The organism is Verrucomicrobium sp. (assembly GCA_028283855.1).
Lineage (GTDB): Bacteria > Verrucomicrobiota > Verrucomicrobiia > Methylacidiphilales > GAS474 > GAS474.
On the sequence record JAPWJX010000003.1, the window covers coordinates 945480 to 965293 of the forward strand.

The 19814-nt window shown below is 69.4% G+C and carries 18 protein-coding genes and 1 pseudogene; 13 read left to right on the top strand and 6 right to left on the bottom strand.

Annotation, left to right across the window (positions count from 1 at the left end; genetic code table 11):
* Positions 1 to 338: 338 nt before the first annotated feature.
* Both PW734_05760 and dnaG read right to left on the bottom strand, forming a co-directional pair.
* Positions 339 to 983: pseudogene (locus PW734_05760) on the bottom strand (RNA polymerase sigma factor region1.1 domain-containing protein).
* A gap of 50 nt (positions 984 to 1033) precedes the next feature.
* On the bottom strand, positions 1034 to 2854 hold the full coding sequence (dnaG, locus tag PW734_05765; GenBank protein ID MDE1170702.1) for a DNA primase: 1821 nt from the start codon (positions 2852 to 2854) through the stop codon (positions 1034 to 1036).
* Positions 2855 to 2896: 42 nt separating this feature from the next.
* On the opposite strand from dnaG, the gene PW734_05770 reads away from it, so the two are divergent.
* From PW734_05770 to PW734_05785, 4 genes are read left to right on the top strand one after another with little or no spacing between them, the layout of a single operon-like run.
* Positions 2897 to 4078 (top strand): DUF362 domain-containing protein, encoded by a 1182-nt coding sequence (locus PW734_05770; protein MDE1170703.1) that lies wholly within the window; start codon positions 2897 to 2899, stop codon positions 4076 to 4078.
* Positions 4079 to 4095: 17 nt separating this feature from the next.
* Positions 4096 to 4890, top strand: coding sequence for a nucleoside triphosphate pyrophosphohydrolase (gene mazG / locus PW734_05775; protein MDE1170704.1), 795 nt, complete (start codon positions 4096 to 4098; stop codon positions 4888 to 4890).
* Positions 4872 to 5726 carry a M14 family metallocarboxypeptidase gene (locus tag PW734_05780; GenBank protein MDE1170705.1) on the top strand — a complete coding sequence of 285 codons (855 nt, stop codon included), beginning with the start codon at positions 4872 to 4874 and terminating at the stop codon, positions 5724 to 5726. The genes mazG and PW734_05780 overlap by 19 nt, the downstream gene beginning before the upstream one ends.
* A complete protein-coding gene (locus PW734_05785) occupies positions 5723 to 6526 on the top strand; it encodes a prephenate dehydratase domain-containing protein (protein MDE1170706.1) in 804 nt (267 codons plus the stop codon). The genes PW734_05780 and PW734_05785 overlap by 4 nt, the downstream gene beginning before the upstream one ends.
* Here the strand turns inward: PW734_05785 and PW734_05790 are convergent.
* Complete coding sequence (locus tag PW734_05790; GenBank protein MDE1170707.1) at positions 6523 to 7599, bottom strand: hypothetical protein; 1077 nt, start codon at positions 7597 to 7599, stop codon at positions 6523 to 6525. The genes PW734_05785 and PW734_05790 overlap by 4 nt on opposite strands.
* Before the next feature lie 7 nt (positions 7600 to 7606).
* Positions 7607 to 8644: a hypothetical protein gene (locus tag PW734_05795; GenBank protein MDE1170708.1), complete on the bottom strand. Its 1038-nt coding sequence runs from the start codon at positions 8642 to 8644 to the stop codon at positions 7607 to 7609.
* An 89-nt stretch (positions 8645 to 8733) separates the two neighbouring features.
* Here PW734_05795 and PW734_05800 point away from each other — a divergent pair, with 89 nt between their 5' ends.
* Genes PW734_05800 through PW734_05830 form a run of 7 tightly spaced genes read left to right on the top strand, consistent with a single transcriptional unit; the run spans position 8734 to position 14397 of the window.
* A complete protein-coding gene (locus tag PW734_05800) occupies positions 8734 to 9732 on the top strand; it encodes a PfkB family carbohydrate kinase (GenBank protein MDE1170709.1) in 999 nt (332 codons plus the stop codon).
* The gene (locus tag PW734_05805; protein ID MDE1170710.1) at positions 9729 to 10265 is read left to right on the top strand and encodes an HAD-IIIA family hydrolase; all 537 of its coding nucleotides are present in this window, start codon (positions 9729 to 9731) and stop codon (positions 10263 to 10265) included. The genes PW734_05800 and PW734_05805 overlap by 4 nt, the downstream gene beginning before the upstream one ends.
* A complete protein-coding gene (kdsB, locus tag PW734_05810; protein MDE1170711.1) occupies positions 10262 to 10975 on the top strand; it encodes a 3-deoxy-manno-octulosonate cytidylyltransferase in 714 nt (237 codons plus the stop codon). The genes PW734_05805 and kdsB overlap by 4 nt, the downstream gene beginning before the upstream one ends.
* A gap of 10 nt (positions 10976 to 10985) precedes the next feature.
* The gene (locus PW734_05815) at positions 10986 to 12590 is read left to right on the top strand and encodes a CTP synthase (protein MDE1170712.1); all 1605 of its coding nucleotides are present in this window, start codon (positions 10986 to 10988) and stop codon (positions 12588 to 12590) included.
* Positions 12587 to 13372 (top strand): 3-deoxy-8-phosphooctulonate synthase, encoded by a 786-nt coding sequence (gene kdsA, locus PW734_05820; GenBank protein MDE1170713.1) that lies wholly within the window; start codon positions 12587 to 12589, stop codon positions 13370 to 13372. The genes PW734_05815 and kdsA overlap by 4 nt, the downstream gene beginning before the upstream one ends.
* Positions 13353 to 13856 (top strand): hypothetical protein, encoded by a 504-nt coding sequence (locus PW734_05825; GenBank protein MDE1170714.1) that lies wholly within the window; start codon positions 13353 to 13355, stop codon positions 13854 to 13856. Before kdsA ends, PW734_05825 begins: the two co-directional genes overlap by 20 nt.
* Before the next feature lie 4 nt (positions 13857 to 13860).
* Positions 13861 to 14397, top strand: a complete 537-nt coding sequence (locus tag PW734_05830; GenBank protein MDE1170715.1) for an LptA/OstA family protein — start codon at positions 13861 to 13863, stop codon at positions 14395 to 14397.
* On the opposite strand, the gene hpnE is transcribed toward PW734_05830, so the two are convergent.
* Both hpnE and hpnC read right to left on the bottom strand, forming a co-directional pair.
* Positions 14394 to 16601: a hydroxysqualene dehydroxylase HpnE gene (gene hpnE, locus PW734_05835; protein ID MDE1170716.1), complete on the bottom strand. Its 2208-nt coding sequence runs from the start codon at positions 16599 to 16601 to the stop codon at positions 14394 to 14396. The two genes, PW734_05830 and hpnE, sit on opposite strands and share 4 nt — an antisense overlap.
* 3 nt (positions 16602 to 16604) lie before the next feature.
* Positions 16605 to 17483, bottom strand: a complete 879-nt coding sequence (gene hpnC / locus PW734_05840) for a squalene synthase HpnC (protein MDE1170717.1) — start codon at positions 17481 to 17483, stop codon at positions 16605 to 16607.
* A gap of 88 nt (positions 17484 to 17571) precedes the next feature.
* Here hpnC and coaE point away from each other — a divergent pair, with 88 nt between their 5' ends.
* Positions 17572 to 18186: a dephospho-CoA kinase gene (coaE, locus tag PW734_05845; protein ID MDE1170718.1), complete on the top strand. Its 615-nt coding sequence runs from the start codon at positions 17572 to 17574 to the stop codon at positions 18184 to 18186.
* A 376-nt stretch (positions 18187 to 18562) separates the two neighbouring features.
* A complete protein-coding gene (rho, locus tag PW734_05850; protein MDE1170719.1) occupies positions 18563 to 19801 on the top strand; it encodes a transcription termination factor Rho in 1239 nt (412 codons plus the stop codon).
* Positions 19802 to 19814 lie beyond the last annotated feature (13 nt).

Here is a 19814-nt window from a genome sequence, read left to right on the forward strand (position 1 = left end):
TTTTCCAGGGCGGCCTGCTGCTTGGCCATTTCCTTCTGGGCGGCGGCGCGCAGGGCGGCGCTGGCGCCGGCCTTGGAGGCCTTGGCGTAGGCGGCGTCCAGCTTGACGGTGGCGGCCTCCACGTTGCGGGTGAGGCCCTTGAGGGCCTTCATGTACTTCTCGCGGCCTTCGATCTTCTTGTCCTGGATGACGCGGTCGAAGCGTTCGCGGCCGTGCTCCAGCTTGCGGGCCAAATTGAGGTATTCGCGGGCGATGAAGCCGAAGCGGTTGAGGTGCTTTTGCACCATCAGCTCGGCGTCCTCGATCCGCTTGGAGATCTCGACTTCCTGCTCGCGGGTGAGAAGGGGGACCTGCCCCATCTGCTTGAGGTACATCCGGACGGGGTCGTCCAGGATGTCGAGCTTGGCTTCCTTGTCCTCTTCCTGGGTCTCTTCTTCCTGCGGGGCGGCCTGCTTGTAGCGGTCGACCTCGGAGGAATCGATGATGTCGATTTCCAGGTTGCGGAGGAAGGCCAGGACGGCCTCGATCTCCTCCGGCTGGTTAAGGCTTTCCGGGAGGGCGTCGTTGAGGTCGTCGAAGGTGAGGTAGCCCTGCTCCTTGGCCAGTTTGACCAGGTCGCGCAGGCGGTCCTGGCGCTCCGGGTGCTGGGCCCAGACGGTGGCCAGCTTGTGGGCGGCGTCCCGTTCTTCGACGCTGAGGGCGTGGGAGGGGGCGGACGCGGAAGCGGCGGCGGCGGCCTTGAAGGCGCCCTTGCCGTTCTTGGAGGCGGCGGCCGGAGCGGTCGCGGCGGCTTTCTTTGCGGGAAGTTTTTTCGGCTCCGGGGCGGGCTTGGCGGCTGCCTTGGCGGGAGCGGGCTTGGCCGCCGGTTTGGCGGCGGCTTTCACCGGCTTGGCGGTAGCCTTGGCCTTCGTCGGCTTCGCGGGCGCCTTCGCTTTGGAAGGAGCGGAGGAAACCGTTTTTTTCTTGGATTTGCCGACGGCCATAGGAGGGGTGTTAAAGGAAAAAGGTAAAAAAGGAGATGGGGCCTGACAAGCTACGGGCGGGCCCGCTTCAAGTCAAGCAGCTCCTTCGACTTCTCCAGGAGCTGGGGGGGGGAGAGGAGGCCGGATTTGATCTCCTGTTCCAACGTTCTCATGCGCAGGATGTTGTATTCCTTGCGCAGCTTGGCCAGGACGTCCAGCAGGAGGTCTTCCGCCGTCGATTCCGCGGGGAGCGCCAGGGGCTCCAAAAGGAGGCGGGCGACGAAGTTGCGTTCCGGCCCGGGAAGGGACGTCATGAAGGCGTTTTCGTCTTCCCACGCCTGCTCGCCGTGGAGGGTGAGGAGCTGGAGGAGGAGGCGTCCTCCCTCGAAGGGGGAGAGCCATTCGGGGTGGAGCTGCCGCTGGAGGGTGGGGACCAGTTCCGGATGGTGGAGGCAGAGGGAGGCGAGGGTGGCGACTTTCCCGTCCGCCAGGAAGGGGAGGTCGGCGGCGGGGGCGGCCTCCGCGTCGGCGAAGGGCTGGGGCGGGGTTTTGGCTTTGTTGCCCGCTTTTTCGAGTTCCCGCTGGAAGGCGGGCAGGGGGACTTCCAGCCGGGTGGCGACTTCCAGGGCCAGGCGTTCCCGGTGGATGGCGTTGGGGACTTTGGCGACGACGGCTGCCATGGTCTCCGCGACGCGGCCGCGGCCGCGCGGGGAGGTGACGTCCTCCGCCCGGCAGGCGGTTTCCAGGACGTGGCGGGCGTAGTCGCGGGCCTGGGCGATCCGTTCCTTGAGGATGCCGGGGCCTTCCGGGCGGCGCAGGAGGCTGTCCGGGTCCTCGCCCGCCGGCATGGCGGCGATGCGGACTTCGAAGCCCTCTTCCAACAGCTTTTCCGCGCTGCCGAAGGCGGCTTTTTCCCCGGCGCGGTCGGCGTCGAAGCAGATGACGGCTTTTTCCGTGAAGCGTTTGAGCAGCCGGGCGTGGTGTTCGGTGAAGGCCGTTCCCTGCGGGGCGACGGCGTTGCCGAAGCCGCGCTCGACGCAGCGGATCAGGTCGATCTGCCCCTCGCAGAGGAGGGCGAAGCCCTGGTCGCGGATCTCCCGCTTCGTCTTGTCCAGGCCGAAGAGGATCTTGCTCTTCATGAAGATCGGCGTTTCCGGGGAGTTGACGTATTTGGCCGCCTTGGCGTCCGGGTCCAGGATGCGGCCGCTGAAGGCGACGACTTTTCCCACCTCGCTGCAGATGGGGAACATGAGGCGGCCGCGGAAGCGGTCGTAGCGGCGGCCGGGGTTGTCCTCCGGGGCGACGATGAGGCCGGACTGTTCCAAGACTTCCAGGCTGAAGCCCTTCTTCCGCGCCCAGGAAAGGGTGCCGTCCCATTCCGGCGGGGCGTAGCCGATCTGGAACTGGCGGGCCAGGGCGCTGCCCATTTCCCGGTCCCGCAGGTAGGCGCGGGCGGCCTCCGCGGCGGGGGCCTTGTGGAGCTGTTCCGCCCACCAGGCGGCGACGGCCTCGTGCAGGCGCAGGAGCTCCTCCCGCAGGGTCCGGTTGGAGGGGCCGCCGGGGCCGCCTCCGCCGCGTCCCGTCCGCTCCGGGATCTCGATGCCCGCGCGCTCTCCCAGGCGGCGCAGGGCCCCCATGAAGTCGAGGTTCTCGTAGAGCATCAGGAAGTTGAAGACGTCTCCCCCCTGGTTGCTGCTGAAGCAGTGGAAGAGCTGCTTGCCCGGATCGACCATGAAGGAGGGGGTCTTTTCCTTGTTGAAGGGGCTCAGGCCTTTGAAGCGGCCCGCCGCGGGCTTGAGGGGGACGTAGCTGCCGATGATCTCGACGATGTCGCTGGCCTGGCGCACCTGCTCGACGAGGGCTTTGAAATCGTAATCGGTGCCTGCGGCCATGGCTTGCTATGATAGGATGCTCCCCATAAAAGCAAAGCGTCGATGAAACCGGGGCTCCATTTTTGGGCGGCTTTTCTGGGCGCGGTGCTCCTGACGGGGGCGCGGGCGTCGACCCTCCAGATTTCCCCCGGCCCGGGCGCGGCTCCGGCCTCTCCTCCGCCTCCGTCCCCGGGGGCCCGCAGCCGCGTCGTCCTGGTGGAGCGGCCCTCCGCGGTCAATCATTTTACCCTGAACCCCGCCGCCGTCGTCCAGATGTGGCGGGAGGGGTTCCTGCGCCTGACGGGCCAAAAGACGGAGGCCGATGGCTGGCGTTCCCTGGGCGTGACGGCCAATGACGTGGTGGGGATCAAGATCGCCGCCCACGGCAACGACCTGGTGACGCCGCCGCCCTTCCTGGTGGACGCCATGGCGCGGGGGCTCATCGCCGCCGGGGTGTTGCCGGGCCACATCATCGTCTGGGACCGGGACGGGCCGAACCTGGCCCCCACCGCCTACGCCGTGCGGGACGTGACGCGGCCCTATCTGGTCCGCAACGTGGTGCCGGATACCGGTTTCGACGCGAACGCCTTTTACGTGAACGAGATCACCGGCAAGCTGATCTGGGGCGACCTTAATTTCCGCGGCAAGACGCGGGACGACCTCCTCCGCCAGGCCGACATGGCCGGGGGCGGCGCCGTGGGGGACGACTTCTCCGACGGGACGCCGAAGGGGATTGTCCAGCAGGAGCTGGCCGACCAGACGAGCAACCGCTCCTACTTCGCCAAGATCCTGACCCAGACCTGCACGAAAATCGTCAACGTGGCGGTGATGATCGACGACGAGTCGGTCGGCCTCGGCGGGTGCCTTTCCTCCCTGGCCTTGGGCAGCGTCGACAACAACCGCCGCTTTCTGGCCGACGGGGTGAACGGCGACCCGGCCATCGCGGAGATCCTCGACCGCGACCTTTTCCGCAAGAAGACGGTCCTCCACGTCACGGAGGGGCTGATCGCCCAATACGCGGGCGGCCCTTCCTGCGCGCCGGAGTTCACCCGCAGTCCCGGGGCGCTCTATCTGAGCGCCGATCCGGTGGCGATCGACTCCCTGGTCCTGCCCCGCCTGGAGGCCTGGCGGCAGCAGGCGCAGGTCGTTCCCATCGGCAACCTGGCCCGCCACGTGAAGGGGGCCGACGCCCAGGGTCTCGGCACCTCCGATCCGGCCCGGATCGACCTCATCAAGATTCCTTAGTAGTCTGGTTTTCCCCCATGCCCCTGCCCATTCCCGATTCCGGCCTCGACCCCGTCCAGCGGCTCGTCCAGATCATGGCCGCCCTGCGCGGCCCGGACGGCTGCCCGTGGGACCGCGAGCAGACGCACGCCACCATCCGCCCGCACCTGGTGGAGGAGTGCTACGAGGTCCTGGAGGCGATCGACGCGGGCGACCCGGCGCTGCTCCAGGAGGAGCTGGGGGACCTGCTCCTCCATGTCGCCTTCCACGCGCAGATGGCGGCGGAGCGGGGGGACTTCACCTTCCGGGACGTGGCCGTCGGCATCGCGGAGAAGCTGATCCGCCGCCACCCCCACGTCTTTGGCGACGCCGCGGCGGCCGACTCCGGCGAGGTGCTCAAGCATTGGCAGGAGATCAAGCGCCAGGAGAAGCCGGAGCGCGCGCAGGAAGGGGCCCTGGCCGGCGTGCCGGGCCACCTGCCCGCCCTCATGCGCGCCCAGGCGGTGCAGAAGAAGGCCGCCCAGGTCGGCTTTGACTGGCCGGACGCCGAGGGGCCGCGCGCGAAGATCGCCGAGGAGCTGGAGGAGATCGCCGCCGCGCTCCGCGCGGGCGAAGCCCGGGAGCGGGTGGCGGAGGAGGTCGGCGACCTGCTTTTCGCCGCCGTCAACTTTGCCCGGCACCTGAAGGTCGACGCCGAGACGGCCCTGCGGGACGCCTCGGCCAAATTCGAGGCCCGTTTCCGCGGCGTGGAGGAAGCCGCCCGCGCGGCGGGCAAGGCCGTGGGCGCGATGTCCCTGGAGGAGATGGAGGAGCTGTGGCAGCGGCAAAAATAGCGGCGGCGAAAAAGGAGCGCGTCCGTGTCCTGCGCCCGCCCGCCCGGTCCGCCGATTGGTGGCGCCTGGCCCACGATCCGGCGACCGTTTCCCGGCGCGCCCGGGAGGCGGCCCGCCGCCTGGGCCTGCGGCGCACGGTCCTTTTCCGCGAGGGGCAGGATGTGGTGGAGCTGCTGCAAAGCCCCGCCGCTTCCGCCAAGCAGGACCGCCCCCGCGTCTACCTTTCCGCCGGCATCCACGGGGACGAGCCGGGCGGCGTGGAGGGGCTGCTGCGCTGGATGGAGAGCCCGGCGGCCCGCGCGGCGGCGCGCCGCTTCCACCTGACCATCGTCCCCTGCGTCAATCCCTCCGGCCTGCGGGCCAACCGCCGCGCCGACGCGGCGGGCCGGGACCTGAACCGCTGTTTCGACAAGCGGCCTCCGGTCATCGCCGCGCTCCGCCGCCTCTGCGTCCGCCCCTTTGACCTGGGGCTGCTGCTCCATGAGGATTACGACGGCTGCGGCATCTATCTCTACGAGCTGGGTTCCGGCGGCGCGCGCTGGGGCCACCGGCTGCTGCGCGCCGCGCGGCCCTACTGCCCGCCCGACCCGAGCCGGACGATCGAGTCGTTCCCTTGCGACCGGGGCGTCATTTACCGGGACGCCTCCGCCCTGTTCTTCCGGGCCTTTTTCGCGCAAATCGGCCTGCCGGAGGGGCCCTATCTTTACCTGCAGGGCACGCGGCGCGTTTTCACGGTGGAGACGCCGTCGGAATTCGACCTGGCGGTGCGGGCGGAAGCCCATCGCGCGGTGATCGACGCGGCGCTCGAGCTGTTGGCCAAGGAGCGGAAGGCGTGAGCGCGGAGGTTGGCTACTTCGGGGAGGAGGGGAGCTTTTCCCACCGGGCCGCCGCGCGGCGCTTTCCGGGCGCGGCCTTGCGGCCGTTTTCCCTGGTCGGCCAGGCCTTCGCCGCCCTTGGGGAAGTGGCGCAGATCGTCGTGCCGATTGAGAACGCCTCCAGCGGCGTCATCCCTGACACCATCGACCATCTCATCACGGCCCTGCCCGCGGGCGCGGCGGTGCGGGAGTGCCTGGCGATGCCGATCGCGCTGGCGCTCCTGGCGCGGAAGGCGGGGGAGGAGGTGCGCGTCGTCTATTCCCACGCCGCCGCCCTGGCCCACGCCCGGACGTGGCTGGCCGCGCACTACCCGGCGGCCCGGCTGGTGCCGGTGGAAAGCACTTCCCTGGCGGCCAAGCGCGCGTGGGAGGAGCCGGGCGCGGCCGCCCTGGCGGGCGACCAGGCCGCCCTTCTCTACGGGCTGGAGACGGTGCGGGCCGACGTCCAGGCGGGCGTGCCGAACCGGACGAAGTTCTACGTGATCGGAAAGCCGGTGGCGGGCGGCCCGGCGGCGACGCACACGGCGCTGGTCTGCGAGCTGCCGCACACGCCGGGCAGCCTCGTCGGCGCGCTGCAGGCGGTGGCGGCGCAGGGCCTCAATTTGACGATGATCCAGTCCCGGCCGATCCCGGGCCGGTTCGACGAATACCGCTTTTTCCTGGAATACGAGGGGACGGGCGAGGCGGCGCTCGACGCGCTCCGTCCGGCGACGACGGCGCTCTCCGTCCTGGGCCGCTATCCGATCGTCGAGATCGCCTAGAAGTTGCCCGGGTCGGAGGGGTGGTCGAAGGCGTGGATCGCCTCCTTCACGTCCGGGCGGGCCAGGAGTTCCGCGCGGGTGGGGAACGGCGCGGCCAGCTTTTCCTTTTCCGGCGCGGGTTCCAGCAGGCGGCCGTGGGCGGCCACGGCTTCCTCGGCGTAAAAGTAGATCGACTTGATCTCGTTGACGACCTGGTCCCTCAGCATCTCGGCGAAGTAGGGGTCCTCGGCGGCTTCCGCGCTTTTTTCCTGGCGGTAGGCTTCCTTTTGCCGGGCGTAGGGGATGCGGGTGGCGGCGCGCAGGACGGACTGGGCCACGGAGGGGGCGGGCAGGCCGTAGCGGCTTTCGATCTCGTCATGGTAGACGTGGCCTTCCAGCGCTTCTTCGTGCAGTTCCCGGGGGTCCTGGCCGGTCAGCTTTTCCAGGTGGCCCAGGGCGGCGGCGCCCGCTTCCTTCAAGGCGGCCAGGCCGCCCCGGTCGCCCTCGCGGAGCTGGGCTTCCTTGGCGCGGGCCAGGAGGGCGGCCAGGTCGTCGAGGGTGGCGTCCAGGTCGCCCTCCGCCTCCCGGGTGTGGAGGTGGGCGTAGGTTTCCTGGTAGTCGAGCGCGTCGGGCTGCCGGGCGGGCTGGCCGCGCTCGATCTGCGCGGCGGTGGCGCGCAGGCCGGAGGCGGCCAGCTGGACCAGGTCCTCCACGGCGAGGGGGGCGGCGTCCGCCGCGCCCGCCATGCCGGCGGCGTGGGCGGCCAGTTTCTCCATCCCCAGGACGGCGGCGGCGGGGGAGGTGGGGACGGGGCGGCCCTGGCGGGTTTCCTCCGCCTCCTGGGCGCGGGCGGCGGCCTCGATCCGCGCGCGGACGTCGCCGGGGGAGAAGGCGTTGAGCAGCTCTTCCGTTTGGTGGACGAAGCGGGCGAGGTGCTGGGGGGTGTATTCCTCGGCGTTGGTGAGGGTGGAGGCCTCCAGGTAGTGGAAGCGCTCGGCGGCGGCGCGGGGCAGGTCTTCCGCGGCGGCGGGCAGGGAGGAGGGCCAGACGTCGGGCTGGTCGATCAGGTTCCAGGCGGCGGTGAAGTCGGTCATGGCGGGGTTAGGCTTGGTAGGTGTCGCCGGGGAGGGGCTTAAGCGATTGCTGGACGTTGGGGCGAGCCAGGATTTGGTCGCGGGAGGGGAAGCGGGCGGCGTGGAACGGAAAGCTGGCGTCGCGGGCCAGGGCCGGCTCGAGGGCGATCCGGCTGCCGTGGTGGGCCAGGGTTTCCTCCGCGTAAAAGTAGATGGTTTGCAGTTCCTCGATTATTTTGCCCAAGTGCGCGATCTGGACGTCCGGGTCCTGGGTTTCCTGGCGGCTTTTCTCGTATTCCCTGGCGTAGGGGATGCGGCTGGCGGCGTGGAGGATGCCGCTGGCCACGGACGGCGCGGGGAAGCCGTGCCGGGCGCGCTGTTCCTCGGCGGAGACCTGCCATTCCAGAGCCCTCTCATGCCAGGAGGCGGCGGGCGTGCCGGTCAGGCGGACCAGGCCCTCCAGGGCCGTGGCGCCGACGTTCCGCAGGGCGCGCAGGCCGCCCAGGTCGCCGGCGCCCAGTTGGGAATCCTTGGCGGCGTGCAGGCCCTGATCCAAATCGGCCAAGAGTTCTATCGGCTCCCGTTCCGGGCGGAGGAGGGAGAAGGTCTGCTCGAAGCCGAGGGGGGCGGGCGTTTCCCGGGGCGCGGCGGCGCGGGCCGCGTGGGCGGTGAGGCCGCGCAGGCCGGTGGCGGCCAGGTCGACGGCGCCCTGGAGGGTGGCGGGCCGGGCCTGGGTTTCCATTTCCAGGAGGGAATCGGCCAGGGAGGCGGGGGCGGGGAGGCTTTCCCATTTCCGCCGCTGTTCCTGGCGGCCCGCGGCGGCTTCGATCGATTGGCGGAGGCTTTCCGGCCCGGGATGGAAGGGGGCGATGATCCTTTCGACGTCCCGGACGAAGCTGGCGAAGCCTTGGGCGCGTTCGGGATTGAGATAGGAAGCGGTTTCGACTTCCAGTTTGTGAAAGAGCGTGGCGACGGCGGCAAGGGCTTCCGGGAGGGGGGCGGGAAGCGGAGAGGTCTCTTCCGCGGACGCGTCAACGAGGGTCCAGGCGGCTTTGAAGTCGGTCATGGCGGGGGGCTCCGGTTCGTCTCCCTTGTTTTCCCTGTTCCTGCCGGGTGACGAAGCGTTCTCTTTATGCTAAAGCCCTACGCCTTGCAATGAATTCCCTCTCCGTTGCCCGCTGCCAGGAGCTCCTGGCGAAGTTCTCCTCCCTCCGCGTCCTGGTCGTCGGCGACTTGATGCTCGACGAGTTCATCTGGGGGCAGGTCTCCCGCATCTCGCCGGAGGCCCCGGTGCCGGTGGTGGAGGTGCAAAGCTCCTCCTTCTACCCCGGCGGCGCGGCGAACGTGGTCCGCAACCTGGACGCCTTCACGCACAGGACTTCCGTGGTGGGCGCGATCGGCGCCGATCCGGCGGGCGGCCAGCTGCGCGGCCTCCTGGAGGCGGGCGGCTGCGACGTCTCCGGCCTGGTGGAGCTTTCCGACCGGCCCACGACGCACAAGATGCGGATCATCGGCCGCCAGCAGCAGATCGTCCGGGTGGACCGGGAGACGATCGGGGCGCTGCCCGCGGAGGCGAAGGCGCGCGTGGTCGCCGCGCTGCGCCGGGAGATCCCGCTGTGCGACGCGGTCCTCATCGAGGATTACGGCAAGGGCCTGCTGGACCAGGAGATCGTCGACGCGGCGATCGCCGCCGCGCGGGAGCACAAGAAGATCGTCACCGTCGACCTGAATCCGAAGAACCCGCTGGACTGGCGGGGGGCCACGGCGGTGAAGCCGAACCGCCTGGAGGCCTTGGCCTGCGCGGGTGTGGACGACCGGGGCGGCCATGACAAGACGGCCGTGGACCGCGCCGCCGCGATCCTGCGGGAGCGCTGGCAGACCGATTACCTCCTCATCACCCTGGGGGAGGAGGGAATGTTCCTTTTCGAGAAGGGGAAGGCCGAGCCTTACCACACCCCGACGCGGGCGCAGAAGGTGTTCGACGTTTCCGGCGCGGGGGACACGGCCATCGCCCTCTTCACCCTGGCGCTGGCGGCGGGCGCGACCGGCATTGAGGCGGCGGAGATCTCCAACCACGCTTCCGGCGTGGTCGTCGGCAAGCTGGGCACGGCGACGCTGACGCCCCAGGAGCTGCTGGAAAGCCTGCAGCCATGAGCGGCGGCCCGCGCGCGGTCTTCTTCGACCGGGACGACACCCTTATGCGGAACGTTCCCTACCTGGGGGATCCGGCCCAGGTCGTCGTTTTCCCCGGCGCGGGAGAGGCGGTGCGGGAGCTGGAGAAGCGCGGCTTCGAGATTTTTTTGGCGACGAACCAGTCCGGCGTCGGCCGGGGGCTCATCACGGTGGAGCAGGTCGCCTCGGTCAACCGGGAGCTTTTCCGCCAGATGGACGGCTTTGTTTTCAAGGAGGTCTACTGCGCCTACGGCCACGGCGCGACCGACGCCGACCGGAAGCCCTCCCCGCAGATGGTCTACCGCGCGGCGCGGGACCACGGCCTGGACCTGCGGCGCTCCTACTTCGTCGGCGACCGGCTGGGGGACGTCCTCTGCGGGCGCAACGCCGGGTGCCGCACCGTCCTGGTCCGCACGGGGGAGAACGCCCGGGAATGGGACCGCGCCGCCCGCCTGGCCGACCACGACGCCCCCGGCCTGCGCGCCGCCGTGGAATGGATCCTTTCCCAGGAATGAAAACCGTCATCGTCATCCCCGCCCGCTACGCCTCCACCCGCTTCCCCGGAAAGCCCCTGGTCCTCATCAAGGGCAAGCCCCTCATCCAATGGGTTTGGGAAAAGGCCCGGAAGTGCAAGCGGGCGGACCGCGTGGTGGTGGCGACCGACGACGAGCGGATCTTCCGCGCCGTGGAGTGGTTCGGCGGGGAGGCGGTCATGACCTCCCCCGAGCATCCGACGGGCACCGACCGGATCGCCGAGGCGGCCCGCCGCCTCCGCGCCAAGGCCGACCTCTACGTGAACATCCAGGGGGACGAGCCCGCCGTCGACCCGAAGGAGATCGAGCGCCTCATCGCGGGGATCGGCCGTTCCCCCATCGCCACCCTGGCGCATGCCGTCACCGACCCGGCCGACCTGGCCAACCCGAACGTGGTGAAGGTGGTCTGCGACGCGGCGGGCCGGGCCCTCTATTTTTCCCGCAGCCCCATCCCCTTTGCCCGGGGGAAGGCCAAGCCCCGCTATCTGCGGCACGTCGGCCTCTACGCCTTCCGGGCGGAGGCCCTCCGCCGCTTCGTGAAGCTGCCGCCGGGCGTCCTGGAACAGGCCGAATCCCTGGAGCAGCTCCGCGCCCTGGAGAACGGCATGGCCATCCGCGTCGTGGAGACGAAAATGCGTTGTCACGGCGTCGATACGCCCGCAGATTTGCGCCTTGTCCAAAAACTCCTCTAACAGTTCCCCCATGAAGTACATTTTCGTCACCGGCGGCGTGGTCAGCTCCCTGGGCAAAGGCCTCACCATGGCGGCCCTGGGCACCCTCCTGGAAAAGCGCGGGCTGAAGGTGACCCTGCAGAAGTTCGACCCCTACCTGAACGTCGATCCGGGCACCATGAGCCCCTACCAGCACGGGGAGGTCTACGTCCTGGACGACGGCGCGGAAACCGACCTCGACCTGGGCCACTACGAGCGCTTCACCTCCTCCAGCCTTTCCCGCGTCAACAGCCTGAGCAGCGGCCAGGTCTACGAGTCGGTCCTGGGCAAGGAGCGCCGCGGCGACTACCTGGGCAAGACGGTGCAGGTCATCCCCCACGTCACCGACGAGATCAAGCGCCGCATCCGCGAGGTGGGCGAGCACCACAAGTGCGACGTGGTCCTGACCGAGATCGGCGGCACCACGGGCGACATCGAGGGGCTGCCCTTCCTGGAGGCGATCCGCCAGTTCGCCCTGGAGGTGGGGCCGGAGAACGCCATGTTCCTCCACGTCACCCTGCTGCCCTACATCAAGGCCGCCGGGGAGCTGAAGAGCAAGCCCACCCAGCAGAGCGTGGCCAAGCTGCGCGAGATCGGCCTGCAGCCCCACGTCCTGGTCTGCCGCACCGAATACCCGATCGACCGCGACATGCGGCACAAGCTCTCCATGTACTGCAACGTGCCGCAGGAGGCCGTCATCGAGGAGATCGACGTCACCCACAGCATCTACGAGCTGCCCCTCATGCTGGAGCGGGAGCGCCTGGACGAGCTGGTCTGCCGCCACCTGAAGCTGGACCTGCCCCGCGCCGACATGACGGACTGGCAGAACTTCATCGCCCGCCTCATCGCGCCGAAGAACAAGCTGAACATCGCCGTCGTCGGCAAATACATCGAGCACCAGGACGCCTACAAGAGCGTCTACGAGTCCCTGGTCCACGCCGGGGCGGCCAACGACTGCGGGGTGGAGATCACCAAGGTCGACTCCGAGGACATCGAGTCCGAGGGGGCGGAAAAGTTCCTGGAAGGGATGGACGGCATCCTGGTCCCCGGCGGCTTCGGCGTGCGCGGGGTGGAGGGGAAGATCCTGGCGGCCAAGTTCGCCCGGGAGAACAAGGTCCCCTATCTGGGCCTCTGCCTGGGGCTCCAGATCGGCGTCGTCGAGTTCACCCGCAACGTCCTGGGCCGCGCCAAGGCGCACAGCACCGAGTTCGACGAGGGCTCGCCCGATCCCGTCATCTGCCTCATGAACGCGCAGCGGGACGTGGTGACCAAGGGCGGCACCATGCGCCTGGGCAGCTCCCCCTGCCTGCTGAAGGAGGGGACGAAGGCCCGCGCCGCCTACGGCGCCGACACCATCCATGAGCGGCACCGCCACCGCTACGAGGTGAACAACCAATACCGCCCGGAGATGGAGGAGAAGGGCCTGGTCATCGCCGGCACCTCGCCGGACGGGAAGCTCGTGGAAGTGATCGAGCTGGCCGACCACCCGTGGTTCGTCGCCTCCCAGTTCCACCCGGAGTTCAAGTCCCAGCCGAACGCGCCGCACCCGCTCTTCTCCGGCTTCGTCAAGGCGGCCCTGGAAAGGATCCGCGCGTGAGCAAGGCCCCCCTCCGCCTCATCTCCGGCCCCTGCGTCATCGAGAGCGAGGCGCTCACCCTGGAGATCGCCGCGCAGCTGAAGGAAATCGCCGAGCGCCTGGGCCTCGACTTCATCTTCAAGGCCTCCTACGACAAGGCCAACCGCTCCGCCGGGGACTCCTTCCGCGGCCTGGGCATGGAAAAGGGCCTGGCCGTCCTGCAGGCGGTGAAGGACAAGCTGGGCCTGCGCGTGACGACCGACGTGCACGAGTCCGCGCAGATCCCCGCCGTCGCCCAGGTCGTCGACCTTCTCCAGATTCCCGCCTTCCTCTGCCGCCAGACCGATCTGCTGGTCGCCGCCGCGCAGAGCGGCCGCGCGGTCAACGTGAAGAAGGGGCAGTTCCTCGCCCCGGAGGACGTCGGCCTCATCGCGGAGAAGCTGAAGGGCTCCGGCTGCGCCGACTACTGGATCACCGAGCGGGGCACCACCTTCGGCTACCACAACCTCGTCGTCGACATGCGCGGCCTGGCCGCGATGCGCGGCGCGGGCCACCGCGTCATCTTCGACGCGACCCACTCCGTCCAGCGCCCGGGCGGCCTGGGCCGGGCGACCGGCGGCGACGGGCCGATGGTCCCCGTCCTGGCGCGCGCGGCCGCGGCGGCCGGCGTCGACGGCTTCTTCCTGGAAACCCACCCGGAGCCGCTCAAGTCCCCCTCTGACGGGCCGAACATGATTCCGCTTGCCCAGATGGAGCCGCTTTTGCGTAAACTCACCGCCATCAATGAATTGGCGCGGGACTAAAAAAGCCGCCTTCCTTGCCGCTTTCCTGGCGGCCTCCCTTTCCATCGTCCGGGCGGCCAATCCCACCATGCCGAACAACCCCGGCGAGGGGTTCAACTCGATGCCCCTCGGCTCGGTCGTAAAGGGCTTCGTCATGCCGCAGCGCGGGCCGACGGGCGACCTCCAGTCGACCCTCAACGGGGAAGAGGCCCGCGTCCTCTCCCCGGACCGCATCGTCATCACGGGCCTGAAGGTCGACCTCTACGAGGCGGGCGGCACCCGCGTCGGCACGGTCATCACCGCGCCGCGCTGCGATTTCTGGACCGTGGAGCGCCGCCTGAGCGGGCACGAGGGGGTCGAGATCGAGCGGCCCGACGCCCGCATCACCGCCGACGCCGTCGACTGGGATTTAAAGACCCAGGTCGCCCTCCTGCACCAGCGCGTCCGCGTCGTCCTGCCCAAGATCAGCCTGGGCACGCCTACTCCCGCCCCTTCCCAACCTTAATCCTATGCGCATCCTCCTTCTTTCCCTTCTTCTCCCGGTCCTGGCCCTGGCCCAGGCGCCCGCTCCCGCGCCCGCGCCGGACGGTTCCACGGTCGTCACCTCCGACCTCTTCCGCCTCGACCAGACGAAGCACGAGGGGGTCTTTACCGGCAACGTCCTGGTCACCTCCAAGGATTTCCGCATGACCACGCGGGAGCTGACCGTTTACTTCGCCACCGCCACGGAGAAGGCGGGGGCGGGCGGCCAGCCCGCCAGCAAGGTGGAGCGCCTGGTGGCCCGCGGCGACGTGCAAATCCAGGCGGGTCCCCGCACCGCCACCGGCGCGCAGGCCGACTACACGCTGGCCGACGATAAGATGGTCCTGACCGGCAACCCGCAGGTGACGCAGAATCACGACACGATCACGGGCACCACCATCACCCTCTACCGTACGGCCAACCGGATGGAAGTCGACGGCCGGAGCCGCGTGGTGCTGACGGGCATGGACGGCGCGGCCGCGCCGAAGAAGACGCCCGCTTCCCAGGACAATAGTAACGACTAAGCCGCGTCGACCGCGCGGGCCGCGCGGCGGCCGCTCCAGACGGCCCCTTCCAGGGTGCCGGGCAGGCCGGTGGCGGTCCAATCTCCCGCCAGCCACAGGCCGGGCCATTCCGTCGCCGCGTCGGGCCGCAGGGGCTCGACGTCCGGGGTGGCGGCAAAGGTGGCGGCGCGCGCCTTGTAGAGGAAACGGTGGGTGACGGTGGCGTCGACCGCCTTCGGCAGGAAGCGGCGCAGTTCCCTTAAGACTTCTTCTTCCGTGGCGGCGGTGCTCTGCGCGGCTTCCGCCGTGGCGGCGCTGATGACGGCCACGTAGGCGTGGCCCAGCTTGGAGGTTTCCCCCGTGATTTCCCGCCGGTCGAAGAGCCAGTGGAGCGGGGAATCGAGGAAGCCGAGGAGGAGGGTCTCCTCCTCCAGGATCGGGCGGTCGAGCCAGAAGTGGAGGCTGACGATGGGGGAGTCCGGGATCTTGGCGCAGCGGGCCGCGGTGGCGCTGGCCGCCGGAAGGAGGGAGCGGACGGCCGACCAGGGCAGCGCGCTGACGACGTGGTCGGCGCGGAAGGTCCGCCCGTCCAGCGTCTCGGCGCCGACGCAGAGGCCGTCGTGGAAAAGGAGCTTCTGGACGTGGGCTCCCTTGAAGACCTCTCCCCCGCACCAGGCGTGGAGGATTTCCGCGCCCGGTTCCAGCAGCTCGGAAAGGCCGACGCGGCTGGCGATGAGGACGGAGCCGTCCCCGGAGGCCAGGAGGGCGCGCTGGAGGACGGTGGCCAGGAGGGTGGCGGCGGAGTCGGCCAGGCCGCGGTTGAGGGCGGCCAGGCACATGGGCTCCCACAGGGCGGTGACGAGGCGGGCGGGCTGCTTCCACCGCTGGAGCCAGGCGGCGGCGGTTTCCTCCGGCAGGGGGCGCTGGCCGGCGCGCAGGCGCAGGGCCAGGCGGATGGCGGCCAGGCGGTCGCCCCAGCCCAGTTCCCGGTAGCGCCAGAGGGCGCCCAAGAGGTGGAAGGGGGCGGGCAGCGGCAGCGCGCGCAGGCGGGAGAAGCCGCGCGGGCTGGCGAAGGGGATGTCGAGCCGGTCCTGGCGGGCCAGCTTTTCCCGGCTGCCCAGGGTTTCCAGGAAGTCGAGCGTCTCGTCGTAGCAGCCCATGAGGAGGTGCTGGCCGGTGTCGAGGACCTCGCCGGACTGGGCCTCGCGGAAGCTGGAGGCGCGGCCGCCCAGGGCGGGCTTGCTCTCCAGGAGGGTGACGGAGTGGCCCTCCCGCAGCAGCTCCAGCGCGGCGGCGATGCCGGCAAAGCCGCCGCCCAGGACCAGCACGCGCTTGGGCGGCGGGGGGAGAGGCTCGGCCTTCTTTTCCCGGCGGATGGCGCGGGCGATGCAGGCGGCCTTGCCCAGCTTGGAAAGGGAGACGTCCTGGGTGAAGACGTCGCCGTCGACGGCGTCGAGCCGGTCCAGGATGGTCTGGTAGACCTCCCGCATGATCTCGGCGGCCTCCAGGCGGGGGCGGTCGGCGGGGTCGATGAGGCGCAGGGCCTTGGCGTAGTAGTGGCGGGCGCGGAAGCGCTGGAAGCGCAGGAAGCGCCGCATGGCGGGGGTGAAGTTCCCCTGGAGGACGTCGGCTTCCGTGAGGCCGAATTGGGCCAGCTCGTCCAGCGGCAGGTAGATGCGGCCGTTGGAGGCGTCCTTCTTCACGTCGCGCAGGATGTTGGTGAGCTGGAAGGCCATGCCCAGGGCGACGGCGTAGTCCTTCGTGCGCGGCTCGCGGCAGCCGAAGATCTCGATGCTGACCAGGCCCACGGCGCTGGCCACCCGGTAGCAATACTGTTCCAGGGAGGCGAAGTCGGCGTGGCGGGAGACGGTCAGGTCGGTCTCCACGCCGTTGAGGATCTCCTCCAGCGGGTCGGGCGGGATGAGGTAGGTCTTGATGATCTCCGCCATCTCCCGGCCCAGGGGGGAAAGGGGCTCGCCGACGTAGGCGCGGCGGATCTCCTCCCGCCAGAAGGAAAGCTCCGCCTTCTTTTCCGCGGCGGAGAGGGTTTCCGAGTCGGAGGCGTCGTCGACGACGCGGCAGAAGGCGTAGAAGATGCCCATGGCGCGGCGGCCTTCCGGCGGCAGGCAGCGGAAGGCCAGGGCCAGGTTGGAGCCGCTCTTGGCCGTGATGGCGGCGCTGGCGGGCAGGGCGGTGAGGGGGGCGGTCTGGGCGGTCTCGCTCATGGGCTAGTAAAAGAGGAGGCGGCCCAGGAGGAGCGGCACGTCGCCCTTGGTCAGTTTCGGCCGGGTGTGGAGGGTGTCGTAGTCGAGGGTCTCGATCTTTTCCAGGATGCGGCTGCCGCCCAGCCAGGTCAGCTCGATCTCCCAGCGCAGGGGCCGGGGGAGGGTGGCGGCCAGCCCGCGTCCCAGGCGGAAGAGGGCGTGGGTCCGCTCCACCTGGAAGCGGAGCAGGGCGCGGTAGCCGGGGGTGCAGCGTTTGGCGAAGAGGTCTTCCTCGCTCACGCCGTGGGCCTGGCGGTCTTCTTCCGGCAGGTAGATGCGGTCCTTGAGGAGGTCGACGGAGACGTCCTGCCAGAAGTTGGCCAGCTGCAGGGCGGTGCAGATGGCGTCGGAGGCCTCCAGCTGTTCCGGCGCGCGGTGGCCGTGGAGGAGGAGGACGAGGCGGCCGACGGGGTTGGCGCTGCGGCGGCAGTAGTCGAGGATCTCCGCGTGGGTGGCGTAGCGGCGCTTCACCACGTCCTGCTTGAAGGCGCTCAGGAGGTCGGTGAAGAGGCTCGTCGGCAGGTCGAGGGTCTGGATGGTGCGGCGGGTGGCCAGCAGGATGGGGTGGAGGCCTTCCTCCCCCGGGCGAAGGAGGTCGCGCTCCCACTGGTCGAGGGCCTCGAGGCGCTCTTCCGGGTTGAGGCGGCGGGCGGCCTTGCCGTCGGCAAAGTCGTGGTCGGCGGCGTAGCCCTCGTCGGCCAGGTCGTCGGCGTGGCGGGCGAAGGCGTAGACGGCGTGGACGTGGGGGGCCAGGCGCTTCGGCACCAGGCGGCCCACGGGGAAGTTCTCATAATGGCTGCGCGCCAAGGCGGTGCAATGGGCGTAGGCTTGGTCGGCAGTCATGGGGGCCGGGATTCTCCGCGCCGCGGCGGGCGCAGGCAATCCCGAAATCGCGTTGACGGGAGGGGCACCCCCGGGGCAGAAAGCGGTCGTGAGTCTTCCCGTCTACGGTCTGACCGGCGGCATCGCCTGCGGCAAGTCGACCGCCGCGCTCCTCCTGCGCGAGCGCGGCTGGACCGTGGTGGAGAGCGACGAGATCGCCCACCGGCTCATGGCGCCGGGGGCGGAAAATTGGCGGAATATCGTTGACGCCTTCGGGCGGGAAGTGTTGAATCCCGACCAGACGATTAACCGAGGCTCCCTAGGAGACATGGTCTTCCGGGAACCCCGCCTGCGGGAAAAGCTCAACTCCCTCACCCATCCCGCCATCCGCAAGGCATGGCAACAGGAACGGGAGCGCTTTCTCGAAACAATCTCCCCGGCAAACACTGGAAAGAGCCCGGGGGCAGGCAGCGGGGGCTTCGTCGTCGTCATCCCGCTATTGTTTGAAGTCGGCCTGGAAAAGGAATTCACCCGCGTCATCTGCCTCGGCTGTTCGGCCGGAACGCAGTGGAAGCGGATGGCCCAAAGGGGCCTGAATCCCCTCCAGATCGAGCAGCGGCTGCAAAGCCAGCTGCCGCTCGAGGAAAAGGCCAAGCGCAGCGACCGCGTTCTCTGGAACGAGGGGAGCCGCTCCAGCCTCAAGGCCCAGATCGCTTTGCTTTAGCCTTTCGCCCCCAACCCTGAACCACTCCATGAGAATGATGCGCCGCCGCTCCCGCCGGAATAACAAGTTTTCCGGCCCCAAAAACCCCCAGCTGGAAGGACTCCCCCAGGACGTCGCCGAAGAGGACCTCCCGCCGGAGCCGGGCCGCGCCCAGCACGGCGACTACCGCCCGGGCGACAATTACCCCTCCATGCAGCAGCCCTCCGGCGACGCGCACGCCCACTATCCCTCCCTGATCGAGGGCCAGGGCGGCGGCGGCCAGGAAGGCCAGGCCGGCCAGGGCCAGCCCGCCCCTCACGAGGGCCAGGGCCATGCCCACGCCCCGCGGGAACCCTACGTGCCGCTGCCTCCCGGCCCCTCCCTCGACCTTTCCGACCTGCAGAACCTCACCTTCAAGGAAGTGCAGGAGAAGGCCGCCGAATACCAGATCGAGAACCCCGGCCTCATGCGCAAGCATGAGCTGATCTTCGAGATCCTCCGCCGCAACGCGCAGCGCAACGGCGCCATTTCCGGCGAGGGCGTCTTGGAAATCCTGCCGGACGGCTACGGCTTCCTCCGCTCCCCCTGCTACAACTACTTCCCCTGCCCGGAGGACGTCTACGTCTCCCCCTCCCTCATCCGCCGCTACGGCCTGAAGCGGGGCAACCTCATCTCCGGCCCCATCCGCACGCCCAAGGAAAAGGAGCGCTACTTCTCCCTCCTGCGCGTCGACAAGGTGGAGAAGGACGACCCGGAGAAGTCCCGCAGCCGCATCTTCTTCGACAACCTGACGCCCCTCTTCCCCACGCGCCGCATCCTCCTGGAAGGGAAGGACGCGGAGCTGTCCATGCGCGCCGTCGACCTCATCACCCCGCTCGGCTTCGGCCAGCGCGGCCTGATCGTCGCCCCGCCGCGCACGGGCAAGACCGTCCTCATGCAGAAGATCGCCAACGCGATCACGGCCAACCATCCGGAGGCCCACCTGGTCGTCCTCCTCATCGACGAGCGTCCCGAGGAAGTCACCGACATGAAGCGGACCGTGAAGGGAGAGGTCATCGCCTCCACCTTCGACGAGACGCCCGACCGCCACGTGCAGGTCGCGGAAATGGCCATCGAGCGCGCCAAGCGCATGGCGGAAAACGGCGTCGACGTGGTGATCCTGCTGGACTCCATCACCCGCCTGGCCCGCGCCTACAACACCCTGCAGCCCCATAGCGGCAAGATCCTCTCCGGCGGCGTCGACGCCAACGCGCTGCACAAGCCCCGGCGCTTCTTCGCCGCGGCCCGCAACCTGGAAGAAGGCGGCAGCATCACCATCCTGGCCACCGCGCTGGTCGACACCGGCTCCAAGATGGACGAGGTCATCTTCGAGGAGTTCAAGGGCACCGGCAACATGGAGATCCACCTGGACCGCGCCCTCATCGACAAGCGCGTCTACCCGGCGATCAACATTCCCAAGTCCGGCACCCGCAAGGAAGAGCTCCTCTACCACCCGGACGAGATGCCGCGCATCCACATGCTGCGCCGCGCCCTCAGCTCCGTGCCTCCGGTGGAAAGCATGGAAGTCCTCCAGCAGCGCCTGAAGAAGACGAAGAACAACATCGAGTTCCTCATGGCGATGAACCTGAAGGAATAGCTTCCGCCTTTCG

Excerpts from the sequence above, each read along its gene's own strand:
- hpnC (MDE1170717.1), bottom strand. The coding sequence starts at position 17,483 with ATGACTGCCGACCAAGCCTACGCCCATTGCACCGCCTTGGCGCGCAGC.
- PW734_05800 (MDE1170709.1), top strand. The coding sequence starts at position 8,734 with ATGAATTCCCTCTCCGTTGCCCGCTGCCAGGAGCTCCTGGCGAAGTTC.
- PW734_05815 (MDE1170712.1), top strand. The coding sequence starts at position 10,986 with ATGAAGTACATTTTCGTCACCGGCGGCGTGGTCAGCTCCCTGGGCAAA.
- PW734_05795 (MDE1170708.1), bottom strand. The coding sequence starts at position 8,644 with ATGACCGACTTCAAAGCCGCCTGGACCCTCGTTGACGCGTCCGCGGAA.
- kdsB (MDE1170711.1), top strand. The coding sequence starts at position 10,262 with ATGAAAACCGTCATCGTCATCCCCGCCCGCTACGCCTCCACCCGCTTC.
- PW734_05805 (MDE1170710.1), top strand. The coding sequence starts at position 9,729 with ATGAGCGGCGGCCCGCGCGCGGTCTTCTTCGACCGGGACGACACCCTT.
- PW734_05790 (MDE1170707.1), bottom strand. The coding sequence starts at position 7,599 with ATGACCGACTTCACCGCCGCCTGGAACCTGATCGACCAGCCCGACGTC.
- mazG (MDE1170704.1), top strand. The coding sequence starts at position 4,096 with ATGCCCCTGCCCATTCCCGATTCCGGCCTCGACCCCGTCCAGCGGCTC.
- PW734_05830 (MDE1170715.1), top strand. The coding sequence starts at position 13,861 with ATGCGCATCCTCCTTCTTTCCCTTCTTCTCCCGGTCCTGGCCCTGGCC.
- dnaG (MDE1170702.1), bottom strand. The coding sequence starts at position 2,854 with ATGGCCGCAGGCACCGATTACGATTTCAAAGCCCTCGTCGAGCAGGTG.
- PW734_05825 (MDE1170714.1), top strand. The coding sequence starts at position 13,353 with ATGAATTGGCGCGGGACTAAAAAAGCCGCCTTCCTTGCCGCTTTCCTG.
- PW734_05770 (MDE1170703.1), top strand. The coding sequence starts at position 2,897 with ATGAAACCGGGGCTCCATTTTTGGGCGGCTTTTCTGGGCGCGGTGCTC.
- hpnE (MDE1170716.1), bottom strand. The coding sequence starts at position 16,601 with ATGAGCGAGACCGCCCAGACCGCCCCCCTCACCGCCCTGCCCGCCAGC.